The sequence below is a fragment of the Paracoccus sphaerophysae genome, assembly GCF_000763805.1.
Taxonomy (GTDB): Bacteria; Pseudomonadota; Alphaproteobacteria; order Rhodobacterales; family Rhodobacteraceae; genus Paracoccus; species Paracoccus sphaerophysae.
Genome location: NZ_JRKS01000073.1, coordinates 1 through 13,012 on the forward strand (window position 1 = coordinate 1; position 13,012 = coordinate 13,012).

The following is a 13,012-nucleotide window of genomic DNA, read 5'->3' on the forward strand; positions in this document are numbered from 1 at the left end:
GCCGCTTCGCCTCCGACACCGTCATCCCGCCATACTTCGCCTTCCAAGCGTAAAATGTGCCTTCCGACATGCCGTGCTTGCGGCACAGATCTGCGCACTTCGCGCCGGCATCATGCTCCTGAAGGATACCGATAATCTGTTCCTCGGTCCGTCGTGCCTTCTTCATCTTCGTCCGTCCTCTCGTTGGGCCGGACTCTAGTCACAGATGGAGGAAAAAGCCCGTGGCAGGTCAAACCCGTCAAGTATGACAAGCGCCGCTACAAACGCCGCAACCGGATCGAGATCATGTTCGGGCGGCTGAAGGACTGGCGACGGGTCGCAACCCGTTACGACAGATGCCCGAAGGTCTTCCTCTCAGCCATCGCCCTCGCCGCAACCGTCATGTTCTGACTATGAATCGAGAACGAGTCCTGACCCTAAGCAGCTTTATAGTCCTGAACCTAGAGGATCAGTGCATTCAGATAATTGGCACGATCATAACCCATGTCGCCGATGATCGTGAGACGGAAATCCGCCACCCTGTCACCATCGACATCAGCCAGAATTCGGGCGCCATACCCGGCCTCCTGCAAAAATAACTTCGCGCCCGTGGCCGGTGAAGCCGTTGACGAGGCGCAAATCGATGGCCGATAGGTCGATGCTGTCGTGGCGGCTGAAGTCCCCAATTACATCGTCTTGGCCGTCATGGGCATGGAAGACAAATGTATCGGCTCCCGTCCCACCCCATAGGACATCCCGGTCCCCGCCACCGATCAGCGTGTCGTCGCCGGCGCCACTTCGCAGCGTGTCATTCCCCTGGCCGCCTAGCAGGATGTCATTGCCGCCGTCCGTACCGTCGTCGCCCAGGATCAAATCGTCGCCACCGTCGCCGAACAAGATGTCTGCCCCCTGACCTCCGCGCAACGTGTCGGTGCCGGTTCCGGCGCGCAGGACGTCATTGCCGGCGTCGCCAATCAGCAGGTCGTGTTCACTGCCCCCGAACAGTATGTCCTTGCCATTCCCCCCAAGTAGGGTGTCGTTGTCGGAGCCTCCGGCGATGATATCGGCGCCGTCATTTCCGGCCAGACGATCATGGCCCTTCCCGCCTTCAATCAGATCGTGGCCAGTGCCGCCGTAGATTGTATCCGCTCCCATGAACCCGTCCAAACTGTCATTTCCGGCTCCGCCGGAGACAAGGTCGTCGCCCCGGCGGGTGACGATCAGATCGTCCAGAGAAGATCCTACACGCGTGACCGAAGCCGCGAGGTCGCCATCGTAGGACAGATCGCGATCGGCGTTGAAGGCCGCCTTCAACTGCGCCGGAATGAAGTTGACAGGATCTTCGTAACGCACGACCGGCAAGACCTCGGGAAGCGGATGATCCCACGCCATGAAGTGCTCTTCATCCGACCAGGTTCCGTCAGCCCGGCGTTCCTGGCGGGCACCTTCCAGGTTGTAAAGGGCCCGGCCCCCGGCCGCGTTTCGCATCTCCAGCCACTGCTGACCTTGGTAGAGCACGACCTGAACCGTGAACCCCCTGATGTCCTGGGGACGCGCGAGATCGAGCCGCTGGTCATTGATGTAAATACTGTCTTCCGCAGTGAGGTCGTCGATGCGACCGATCAAGGTCCCTCGGGCGATGTCGAGATGGGAGAACCGAAAGCTGTCCGCGCCCTTGCCCCCGAACACATGATGTCCGTGCTGGATCGTGCTTAACCCTATGACGGCCAGGTTGAGGTGCATCGTGTCGTCACCGCCGCCGGCATAGATGTGGATCTGATCGACAACGCGTCCGCTCGCCTTGGCATAGACCGTGTCGTTTCCGTCGGTCCCGGTCACCATGTCGGAACCGGGCAGGGCCGAGTTAATGTGAAAGGTTTTTCCTGCGGAAGGCGTTGAGAGGAGTGTCTGTCGATCGGTCATTGATCCGTCCTCTATTGCTCACACGAAGGAGGGCGGAGACCGTCCACGCGGAAGAGAATCAACCCAAAGTAGTTTCTATTGGGATATGATAACCTCATGGTTGCATTTATGGCAATACAGGGAATTGTCAGAGGAAATTGCCCTCCCGCGCGGAAGCGAACCCCCTGCCCGTCAAGCTAGGTTATGTTGACAAATGGCGGAACCATAGGCGGATTGATGTGATGTCGATGAAGCCGAGGAAGCTCTCGGCTGTCTTGTCGTAGCGGGTTGCGACGCGGCGAGCGTTCTTCAGCCTGTTGAAGCAGCGCTCGACCAGGTTGCGCAGGCGATAGAGCTTGCGGTCGACGGCGACGCGGAGCCTTCGGGTCTTTCGCATCGGGATCACCGGCACGACGTCTCGTGCCTCCATGGTTTTGCGAACCTTGTCAGAGTCGTAGCCGCGGTCGGCGAGCAGGACCGACGGCTCGGGCAGATTGTCGGCCATGACCAGATCGAAACCGAGGTAGTCCGATGCTGGCCCGGCGTGATCTCGGTCCTCATGGGCAGGCCGGCCGCGTCGACCCGCAGGTGGATCTTGGTCGTGAAGCCACCGCGCGAGCGGCCGAGACCTTGCCGCGGAGTCCCCCTTTTGCGCCCGCTGCCTGATGATGGGCGCGGACCACGGTGCTGTCGATCATCCGCAGCGCGTCCGGCACGATCCGGCTTTCGTTCAGCGCATCAAGGATCTGCTCCCACAGCCCGGCCAGCGTCCGAACTGACGATAGACGGACGACCACTTGCCGAACTGTTCGGGAAGGTCGCGCCATGGCGAGCCGTCCGAGCAATCCAGAAAATACCATCCAGAACAAGGCGGTGGTTCACTGGTTTGCGTCCGTTCGGGGCCCGGACAGCCAAGATGAAGCGCTCGTGGAACGCCCACTCATCGTCCGACATCAGGTCTCGTGCCAAGCTGGTCTCCATCGCAGATACCAGCTTGAATCACGCTCAACGGAGACAGTGAATCCCTTTTGTCAACACGGCCTAGCTTGTCAGGCCGCCTGCGGCGCGGGCTTGCCGTTCCGGTCGGCGACAAGCGTCACCACCACCCCCGCGACCAGCGCCCAGAAGGGCGACGAGATGCCCAGCAGGTTCACGTTCGACATCGCCACCACCAGCGCGGTGAAGGCGCCGATCTGGTGGCCGCGCGCGGCGCCAAAGGCTTCCTGCAGCGAAGTGACCAGCACGCCGATCATCGCCAGCCCCGCGACCGCCATGATCAAGGGCGAAGGCAGGCGCAGGACAAGCGGCACAGCCACGGCGGCGAACAGGCCGAACGACCCGAACAGCACGCCATTTGTGACGGCTGCAACATAGCGCCCTGCCTTGTCCTCGCCCGCCTGTTCGGACGAACAGATCGCGGTCATCGGCCCGGCGATGTTGGCGTTATGCGCCCCGACCAGCCCCGCGAGGATCCCGCCGATGCCCGAAATGATGGTCATGGCGTTGACTGGCGGCTCGTAGCCCTCGGCCATCAGGACGCCGGTCGCCTGCGCGTTCTCGGCGCCCAGGACCAGCACGGCAAGGGGAAGTGCGACGGCCAGCAGCGCGCCCAGGGTAAAGCTGGGTGCCGTCAGTTCGGGCGCGATGAAGCCTTGGTTCAACTCGGACGCAACGAAGCCGCCGGTCAACCACGTGATCAAAAGGCCGGTGACAAGCGCGGACAGGACCGGGGGAACAGCCTTGACGAAGCGCATGGAGAGGAAGAACGCAGCGATGGCCCCGCCCACGATCAGCGGCATCTTCAGGGTGGCCTCGACCGTGCCGGTTCCGAAGCGGATCATCGCGCCTGCGATCATTGCCATGACGATGGGCATCGGCAACCACCGCATGATCCGGCCGACCAGGCCCGTCAGCCCCAGGACCAGCACCAGGACCCCGGCCATGATGAAGCTGCCGACGATCTCGTCGAAGGGAAAGCTTCCCATGGCCCCGGCCAGCATGGCCGCTCCCGGAATGGAATAGGCGCCAACCACCGGCATCTTGTAGTACAGGGCCATGATCAGGCTGATCAGACCGCCGAAGAAATAGATGCCGAACAGCCAGGCAACGGTCTGTCCCTGCGACAGCGAGCCGCTCTCGGCGGCGCCGATCACGACCAGCGCGGGCCCGGAACAGCCGAAGATTGCCGCGACAACGCCCGCCGACAGCGGCTTGACCCCGAACCAGGTTCGCAGGTCGCGCAGGCCGCTGGCAAAGCCGGGCCCCTTTTCGATCAAAGCCATGTTTTCTCCTCCCTGAAAAATGCGGGGGCGACCCCCATGTCGCCCCCGGTTCGCGTCAGCTGCCGACGAAGGCGGGCGCGCGCTTGGCGTGGAATGCCTCGACCCCCTCGCGGAAGTCGTCCGATGTGCGCAGGCGGCTGTAGCAATGCCCTTCCAGCTCGATCGCGATGGAGAGAAGGGCGTCGTCGGTGTCGTTCAGCAGCTTCTTGGCCGTCCGCTGGGCGATGGGAGAAAACTCCCGCAACTCCTGCACCAGCGCATCCACAGTCGCTTCAAGTTGATCATCTGCGACGACCTCGGTCGCGATGCCCCAATCATATGCCTGACGCCCCGAAATACGCTTTGACCGCATCACGATGTGCTTCGTCCGCGTCACACCCACGATCTTCTGCAGCCGGGCAGACCCGCCCGAGCCCGGGATCTGGCCCAGCTTCTGTTCGGGCAGTGCGTATTGCGTCGTTTCCGAGGCGATGCGGAAATCGCAGGCCAGCGAGATTTCGAAGCCGACCCCGAAGGCATATCCCCGGTTTGCCGCGATCACCGGTTTGGAACAGCGTGCAGGCGCCGCGATGTTCCACGCCAGCTTCGAGACATGCTCGGGCGAGGCTTCCAGAAAGCCGCGGATATCGCCGCCCGAGGAGAAATCCTTCCCATCGCTGCGCAGGACGACAACGCGCACGGCTGCATCCTCGTCCAGTTCCTCGAACACCAGGCGCAGCTGATCACGCGCCGCCATCGAGATGACGTTGTAGGGTGGACGGGACAGAATGATGTCCGCGCGTTCATTTGCAGCGTCGATTTCGACGCGGAAACCGTCCAGGGCGGCCAGGCGCGGGTTCTTGAAGTCATAGGTGGTGGGCATGTTGGGTGTCCTGTTCATGCAGATTGAAAGATCGCTCAGGCGTTGGTCGGGAGCTTCTCAGGCTCGTATTCACCTGCAACGAGACAGCGGCGCAGCAGCTTGCCGACAGGCGACCGCGGGATTTCACGGACGAAAACATAGCTGCGCGGACGACGAAAATTTGCCAGGCCCGAATGCTTGCAATGCTCGTCCAGCATCTCGGGCGTCAGGGATGGGTCGCGCCGCCTGATGAAGGCGGTGACGACCTTGCCCCAGCGTTCATCGGGCAGGCCGACCACGGCAACCTCGTCCACCAGCCGGTGCAGCGACAGGCAGCTTTCGACCTCGACCGGTGAGACGTTCTCACCCCCGGTGATGATCATGTCGTCCACCCGGCCGGTGACGAACAGGTCGCCTTCCTCGTCGAAAAAGCCGGTGTCGCCGGTCAGGTACCAGCCGTCGCGAAGCGCCTTGCTGTCGGCGTCGGGACGCCGCCAGTAACCCTCGAACGCCTCATCGCCCTGCAACAGCGCGATGATCTGTCCTTCCTCGCGCGGGGCGGCCAGGCTGTCGACATCCTCGGCGTCCAGGCGGATGACGCGGATGATCTGGTTCAGCCCGGCCCTGCCCGCCGATCCCGGCTTGCGCGCCGCGGACTGGTCGATCGAGAAGGTATAGACCTCGGACGAGCCGTAGTGGTTCACGAACAGGTCGGGCTGGAACAGCCTGTCCAGCTGCGCGGTCAACCCGTCGGTCATCGGCGCGCCCGCATAGCCCAGCTTGCGCACGCTCCGCACCCGATCGGGCGAGAAGTCGGGGTTATTGACCATGTCGTGATACAGGGTCGGCACAAGGTAGAGATTGGTGATCCGCTCGTTCTCGATCAGGGCCAGGGCGGTACTGACGCTGAAGCGCGGCAGGCAGACGAAGGTACCGTTTATCAGTGCATGGGCCAGCAGCGACCGCACCCCCATCGTGTGATAAAGCGGCATGACGCCCAGGGTCCGTTCCTTGTAGGCGTAAAGGTTCTGTGCGACATGCGCGACCGCCGCGGCCCGTTCCGTGCGGTGCCTGCGCGGCACGCCCTTGGGCTTGGACGTGGTGCCCGAGGTATAAAGCATCAGCGAGATGCAATCCGCATCCGCGCGGGGTTGGGCGGGCGGGGCAGTTCGGGCCAGCGCCTCCTGGAGGTCGCGGAGGGTCAGGCGCTGCACCGTCGCGGCTTCGCGACAGGCGGCGACCGCGTCCGCCGCGATGTCGTCGAAGATCAGCAGCTGCGCCCCGCTGTCGGTCAGGGCATGGGAAAGATCCTCGGCGGTGGCGCGCCAGTTGACAGGGGTGATGATCAGCCCGGCGAACTGCGCTGCCCAGTGCAACGAGGCGTTTTCCCACCGGTTCTGCAACAGGGTGACGACGTGGTCGCCTTTTCTTGCCCCCAGGCCGTCCAGATACGAAACCAGCGCGGAAATCCGTCCATACCATTCCTCGTAGGTCAGCCGGACATCGCCATCGACGATGGCCAGCGCTGTCGGATCCCTGCTGACGGCAGCCAAGAAGCTGGTGCCAAGATCAAGCATTCTCAGTTTCCTCCCTTTCTTAGCGTGTCGCGCGCGGCGAGAGCTGCGCGGACGATCGGCTCGTAGCCGGTGCAGCGGCACAGATTGCCGGACAGCGCGTCCCGGATGACGCCTTCGGACGCGTCCGGTTCAGCGGCCAGAAGCGCGTCGAGGGTCATGAGGATGCCGGACGTGCAGAACCCGCATTGCAGGCCGTGATGGTCGCGGAACGCCTGTTGCAGAACCGACAGGCGGCCCGTTTCGGCGGCAAGCGCCTCGACCGTGCGAATATTCATGCCTTCGGCCTGCGCTGCCAGGACAAGGCAGGCCCGGGCCGGGGCGCCGTCGATCTGGACGGTGCAGGCCCCGCAGACGCCGTGTTCGCAGCCGACATGGGTGCCGGTCAGCCCGATCTCGTGGCGCAGGACGTCAGACAGCAGCATCCGGTTTTCCACTCGAACGGTCCGTTCGGTGCCGTTCACGCGGAAGGTGACTTCGTGGCGGGACGTGGCATTCAGGACTGGCATCGGGCGGCTTCCGCTTTGGCTTGGTGGATGACATGGCTGCCGAGGCGCCGGGTGATCTCGCGGCGATAGGCGGCCGAGGCGTGCAGGTCGTCACGCGCGTTCAGCGACCAGGCGATGTCGTTAAGCGCATCGTCCAACCCATCGTCCCGACCTGCGCCCAGGTCGAAGCGCCGCGCGACATCATCGACCCCGCCCACCGTCAGGCTGACCCCGTCGCCCGAGGCGACGGCGGCTACGGCCACGATGGCAAAGTCGCCGTGGCGCCGGCCGATTTCCTGGAAGGCGAAGCCTGTTCCCGGCGCGGCGGTTGGATAGCTGACCGCCTCGATCAGTTCGTCGGGTTCGCGCCCGGTGGACATCATGCCCAGGAAGAAATCCTCTGCCCGGACCGTTCGCGCCTTTCGGCGGGTCCGCAGGTGGACCTTGCCTTGCAGTGCGATCAGGCACAGGGGCAGCTCGGCACTGGGATCGGCATGGGCTATCGACCCGCAGACAGTGCCACGGGCGCGTGTCTGGACATGACCGATGAAAGGGATTGCACGGGCCAAAAGGGGCTGCTTGCTGACAAGGTTCGGCAGTTGCTCCAGCTGTGCCTGGCGGACGGCGCAACCGATGCGGAGTTCACCTTTCTCCTCCTCGATCCGGGCAAGGTCGGGCAGCCGTGCCGCGTCGATCAGCACCTTGGGCCTGGCCAAGCGCATATTCAGCATCGGGACCAGCGTCTGCCCCCCGGCGATCACGCTGGCGTCAGACCCGTGTTCGGTCAGCGCGTCCAGGATCTCCTGCCGCGACTGCGGGCGAACAAAGGAAAAGCGTGCGGGTTTCATCAGCGCCCCCGGAAAAGAAGGAAAATCCGTTTCAGGAAGGACGGGCGGCCTGTCCCGCCGCCTGCGTGCCGCGCTAGGCTCTGGAAGAACTGGCCGATGATGACGCGCGCCGCGCCGTCCAGAAGCCGCCCCCCCACCGAGGCGACCTTGCCCCCGACCGTTGCGACATAGGAATAATGCAGCCGCGTGCCGCCGCCCGGCAGGTCGGACAGCCGGATGACCCCGCTTCCCCCTCCCGCGCCCAGCCTTCCCGTAACGGCTCCCGTCAGTGTCACGCTATTGAGGTGGTCGATGTCGGACAGCCTGACGTCGGCCTCGTATTTATCCTTCACCGGACCCACGCCCAGCGTCACGGTCGCGGTAAAATGGTCCGGCGACAATTTCTGCACGCCATGCGCGCCGGGAATGATGGCGGCCAGCGTCTCGGCTTCCAGCAGCATGTGCCAGACAGCTTCACGCGGGGAGGAGACGTCAGCCTCACCCTCGCCTGTCAGCGCCCGCTCGCCGGGTTTCGCCTTGGCCTTCACAGGTTTGGCGATTGGCTTTGAAGGCGGACGTTCCTCCCCTCCGATCATCGCCAGTACCTTGGATGGTGTGATGGGAAGTGTGATGTTCTCGCACGACAGGGCGTCGGCGACGGCATTGGCGATGCAGACGGGGGTTGACATACAGTTGCCCTCGGCCACGCCCTTGGCGCCCAGAGGCGTGAATGGCGAGGGCGTCTCGAAATGCAGGATCTGGATGTCCGGGGTCTCCATGACCGTCGGGATCAGATAGTCGGCCAAGGTCCCGCTTTCGAAGGATCCGTCCTCGGCATAGACAAATTCCTCGTAAAGTGCGGCGCCGACAGCCTGCAGGAAAGCGCCGCGGACCTGACCGTCCACCATGCCGGGATGCAGGATGCGCCCGCAGTCATGCATCGACACATAGCGGTCGATCCTGACCTGCCCGGTCAACCGGTCGATCTCGACCCCGCAGAAGTCGAAAATGAACCCATGGCAAAGCGAGGAATTCACTTCGTCCTTTTCGTTTGGCGCAGTGAGTTCCGGAGGTGACCAGAAGACCGTCTCGCTGATCGCCTGGCCGATGCCCTCGGGCAGGGTACCGGGCGCCCAGTGCGAGGTGCCCGCAAGCCGGCCGAAAGGGATCCCGGCGGCAGGATTTGCGCGGTCGAACACCTTGCCCCCGGCGAAGGTGATCGCCTCGGGGCCGCAGCCCAGTTGCTGCGCGGCCATTTCAGCCAGCTTTCCGCGAAGCTGTTGCGCGGCCAGGCTGACGGCGCCAGCGACGGCGGCGGCAAAGCGGCTGGAATAGTTGCCTGCCGCGATAGACCAGGGGTCGCGGCTGGTGTCGACATCGACAATGGCGCGGATGTCGCCCATCGGCAGGCCCAGGATGTCGCCCACTACCTGCGCAAGCACCGTCCGGTGGCCCTGTCCCTGCGGGACCGAGGCCGTCTTGACCGTCACCGTCCCCATCGGATCGACGGTGATCGTACCGACCGCTTGCGCGCCGTTCTTGGGGCCGGCCTTGGCCCGCTGGTCGGAGGTCAAGACCGTGGTGATATAGCCCATGTTCGAGACCGAAGGCTCGACCGCCACGCAATAGCCGATGCCGTAAAGCCGCCCCTCGGCCCGCGCCGCGTCCCGAACGGCAAGAAGCTTGTCCAGTTTTCCTGCATGCGCGGCGGTATCGAGGGCCTTGCTGTAATCCCCGGAGTCCAGCAAGGCGCCCGTCGCGGTGCGATATGGAAAGTCACCTGTTGGGACCAGGTTGCGGCGGATCAGTTCCAGCCGGTCGATGCCCAGTTCCAGCGCGATCTTGTGGACAAGCCGCTCCAGGGCGAAATAGACCTGCGGTCCACCAAAGCCGCGGTTCAGTCCGGTCGGGGTCTTGTTCGTCAGCACGACCCGGTTGCGGATCGACACGTTGCGGATCGCATAGGCGCCCGTCATGTTCCCGTGCATCCGGTACAACGTGGCCGGTTCCGGCGCGCGCAGATGGGCCCCGCAATCCTCGACCTGATCCCAGTCGAGCGCCTGGATTCGGCCTGTCCCGTCCACCGCTGCCGAAAGCGTCGTGACCCGGTTGGTTGCCGACACCGACGCCGACAGATGCTCCAGCCGGTCCTCGATCCACTTGACAGGGCAGCCCGCGACCTTGGCCGCGACACCGGCCAGGATGACATAGGGGAACACACCCTGCTTGACCCCGAACGACCCGCCGCTGTCTGGAGGCGTCCTCAGCCGCAGGCGGTTGCCGGGCACGCCCAGCGAACGCGCGATTACCGTGTGGATCGAAAATGGACCCTGAAAATTCGCCGCGATATCGAACATATCTTCGGACGGCAGGTATTCCGCAACGACGCCGTAACACTCCATCGGCGTGCAAGAATTACGGGGATAGACGACTGAAATCGACACCCGGTGCGTAGCCTCTGAAAAGGCAAGCTCGGGATCGCCGTAGCGGAAGCTGCGCTCCGAGATCAGATTGCCCCCCAGCGACGGGTGCAGCACCTCAGCCCCCGGGGCTAGCGCAGCCATCGGATCGACCACGGCGGGCATGGTCTCGTATTCGACGCGGATCAGGTCGACCGCATCCTCGGCCACATAGCGGTCTACGGCCACCACCATTGCGACCGGCTCTCCGACATAGCGAACGCGGTCGCGGGCCATCGGCCAAGCCTCGACATCCGCCTTGACGCCCACCGTCATCGACCGGGTTAGCGCAGCGACATCATCCCCTGTCAGGACGGCAACGACGCCGGGCAGCGCGCGAGCGTCTTTGGTGTCGATGGAGATAATCTTGGCGTGGGCCTGATCGGCCCTTAAAAAGGCGATGTGTCGGGTATCTTTTCGTTGCGGCAGATCATCCAGGTATCGCCCGTTCCCGGTCAGCAGCGTCGCATCCTCGACACGCGCGACACACTGACCGACCAGCGTTCCTGCGTCACCGACAAGAGATGTCGTGTGTAACAATCCTGCATTCCTCCCCTGGCCAAGGCGTGAACCTCGGTCTTCTCAGCGAAATGCAGGTTGCCCGCGGACCAGACGATACCGTACTGTCCACGGGCTTACCCAGTTGTCTCATTTTTTATTATTCAGCGACCGCGCTGCGCCAAGTGGTCGGATAGCTGCCAGCATGATCGTGGAAGAAGCGCGAGAAGTGTGCGGGGGCAGAAAATCCTAGATCGTCGCTGATCGACATCATCTTCGCATCCGGCTGCGAAACAATGGAAATCGCTCTCTCGATCCGCACTGCATTGGCATAGAGTTTCGGTGGGATGCCGATACTATCCTCAAACATGCGGTAAAGATGCGCGCGGGAAACTCCGACTTTCCGCGTCAGAGCGCCGATGTCGCTATAGATCGCGGGCTCTTGCGAGATCAGCGACAGGGCACGCCGGACGGGGGGCAGCAGCGAGCTGCCCCGGGCAAGCTCCCTCAGCGACCGACGCAATGTCTGCTGATCAGTAAGGGTGTGCACGAGATGCATCATTAGCTGTGACAAGCAGGCCACGTGTTCGGCTGTCTGGACAGGATGTAGCACCATCAGTTGCGCCAGATCCTGTACATAGCAGCGGGCCGTCCAATCGAGCAGGACACGGTTTCCTGAAAAAATCTGCGTGTCGGGCATATATTGCCAATCTAGGCAGTAAGATGCCAGCCACGCGGGCTCGATATAGAAAGCGAGGATAATGGTGGGGGGCTTCTTCGGGTCGTGGACATAGGAATGAGGCTCCCACGCGTTCATGACGACACCCAGTGTATCGGTTAGTTCGACAGTTACACCGCGCACCTCGAAAAAGGTATCGGCTCCTTCGGCTTTCACCAAAAAATGGACATGGTGGTGCGCATGCCGAACCAGCGGGCGATTCATGTCGAGCAGGCACACGCGCCCGAACTCTCCCCGAATGACCCGCAATGCGTTCGACAATTCTTGCCTCTTTTCGACAGTGTCCCGCGTCGCCATACGAGTGCCGACCTTCGGAGAGGTCAAGGCATGATCAGCCAGGCACCGCGGGCAGCCTGACGGCTGGATTTTCGGTCACGCGGCCAAGCCTTTCAAGCGACATTCAGCGCCTGGCGACCGCCCCTTCGTCGTTGGTTTCGAGCATCAGCGCGCCGACGAGGCGGATGGAGGGCTCGTCGTTGGGGAAGATGCCGATGACGTCGGCGCGCCGCTTCACCTCGCGTTCACCCGCTCCAGCGGGTTCGTGCTGACGATCCGGTTCGATCGCGCCATGATGTGGGAAGCCGCACCCACTGGCAAGCGCGGGCAGCAGCCCGCATACGGTGATGCCGCCGTCCAAACGTGCCTGACGATGAAGGTGCTGTTCGGCATGGCGCTTCGACAGACAACCGGGTTTGGCGAGAGCCTCCTGCGCCTGATCCGCCTGGACTGGGAGGTGCCGGACTTCAGCCCGCTCAGCCGCCGCCAGAAGACGCTGAAGGTGAACATTCCCTACAGGGGTTCCAACGGGCCCGTTGCACCTGCTGGTGGACAGCACCGGGATCAGGGTGGAAGGCGAGGGGGGAATGGAATTTCCGCAAGCATGGCGGCGCCAAACGCCGGGTCAATATCCACATCGGGATCGATGAGAAACCTGGAAATCCGGGCTGCGGAGTTCACCATCAGCGACATTGTGCACGCGCCCTATTCTGCCCGAGCTGCTGGACCAGATCACGCCCGAGCAGAAGATCGCACCGCCACCGTCACCGCCAACGGCGCCTCTGACACCCGCAAGTGCCATGATGCCATCGCCGCGCGCGGTGCCGCGGCGAGCATCCCGCCCCGCAATAACGCAAAGCCGCGGAAGCCCGACACCGCCGATGCGATCGCCCGCAACGAGATCCTGCGCACATCAGAGCGTGTGGGCACAACCATCTTGCGACGACCGCGCTCGCCACGCCCATCACGGAAGTCACAGGATAGGTCTGTCCAGGGAAAGAAAAACTCCGGCCCTCAGCCGATTTGTGCAACATGTGTAACCGCCCCAAGCGCAAGAGGGATTTTGAAGCTGATCTTGGCGCGTTGTCGGGTGCTGACATGTGTCCGGCCTCATGATGCGGCGCGATCCATGCCGCAGGGCCCGTAT

At 63.4% G+C, this 13,012-nt stretch carries 9 protein-coding genes and 4 pseudogenes; 2 read left to right on the plus strand and 11 right to left on the minus strand.

Annotated elements, in window-relative coordinates; genetic code table 11:
* A partial coding sequence (locus tag IC63_RS14640; RefSeq protein ID WP_036719465.1) for a transposase occupies window positions 1–166 on the minus strand: 166 nt, incomplete at its 3' end.
* Window positions 167–231: 65 nt separating this feature from the next.
* Here IC63_RS14640 and IC63_RS17705 point away from each other — a divergent pair.
* A pseudogene (locus IC63_RS17705) lies at window positions 232–390 on the plus strand (transposase); the annotation flags it as partial.
* Between the two features lie 144 nt (window positions 391–534).
* Here IC63_RS17705 and IC63_RS17075 read toward each other — a convergent pair.
* From IC63_RS17075 to IC63_RS17080, 10 genes and pseudogenes are all read right to left on the minus strand, one after another.
* Window positions 535–1,902, minus strand: coding sequence for a calcium-binding protein (locus tag IC63_RS17075; protein WP_084115941.1), 1,368 nt, complete (start codon window positions 1,900–1,902; stop codon window positions 535–537).
* Between the two features lie 181 nt (window positions 1,903–2,083).
* Window positions 2,084–2,862: pseudogene (locus IC63_RS17710) on the minus strand (IS5 family transposase).
* A 68-nt stretch (window positions 2,863–2,930) separates the two neighbouring features.
* Window positions 2,931–4,163, minus strand: a complete 1,233-nt coding sequence (locus tag IC63_RS14655; protein WP_036721702.1) for a benzoate/H(+) symporter BenE family transporter — start codon at window positions 4,161–4,163, stop codon at window positions 2,931–2,933.
* Between the two features lie 55 nt (window positions 4,164–4,218).
* Window positions 4,219–5,025, minus strand: a complete 807-nt coding sequence (locus IC63_RS14660) for an enoyl-CoA hydratase/isomerase family protein (RefSeq protein ID WP_036721703.1) — start codon at window positions 5,023–5,025, stop codon at window positions 4,219–4,221.
* A gap of 35 nt (window positions 5,026–5,060) precedes the next feature.
* Window positions 5,061–6,581, minus strand: a complete 1,521-nt coding sequence (locus IC63_RS14665; RefSeq protein WP_036721705.1) for an AMP-binding protein — start codon at window positions 6,579–6,581, stop codon at window positions 5,061–5,063.
* A gap of 2 nt (window positions 6,582–6,583) precedes the next feature.
* On the minus strand, window positions 6,584–7,087 hold the full coding sequence (locus IC63_RS14670) for a (2Fe-2S)-binding protein (RefSeq protein WP_036721707.1): 504 nt from the start codon (window positions 7,085–7,087) through the stop codon (window positions 6,584–6,586).
* Window positions 7,075–7,914, minus strand: coding sequence for an FAD binding domain-containing protein (locus IC63_RS14675; protein WP_036721709.1), 840 nt, complete (start codon window positions 7,912–7,914; stop codon window positions 7,075–7,077). Before IC63_RS14675 ends, IC63_RS14670 begins: the two co-directional genes overlap by 13 nt.
* Window positions 7,914–10,892, minus strand: coding sequence for a xanthine dehydrogenase family protein molybdopterin-binding subunit (locus IC63_RS14680; RefSeq protein WP_232222630.1), 2,979 nt, complete (start codon window positions 10,890–10,892; stop codon window positions 7,914–7,916). Before IC63_RS14680 ends, IC63_RS14675 begins: the two co-directional genes overlap by 1 nt.
* A 118-nt stretch (window positions 10,893–11,010) precedes the next feature.
* Window positions 11,011–11,886, minus strand: a complete 876-nt coding sequence (locus IC63_RS14685) for an AraC family transcriptional regulator (RefSeq protein ID WP_084115943.1) — start codon at window positions 11,884–11,886, stop codon at window positions 11,011–11,013.
* A 34-nt stretch (window positions 11,887–11,920) separates the two neighbouring features.
* Window positions 11,921–12,144, minus strand: a pseudogene (locus IC63_RS17080) (transposase); the annotation flags it as partial.
* Here IC63_RS17080 and IC63_RS17715 point away from each other — a divergent pair.
* Window positions 12,134–12,811, plus strand: a pseudogene (locus IC63_RS17715) (IS5 family transposase); the annotation flags it as partial. The pseudogenes IC63_RS17080 and IC63_RS17715 overlap by 11 nt on opposite strands.
* Window positions 12,812–13,012: the final 201 nt, after the last annotated feature.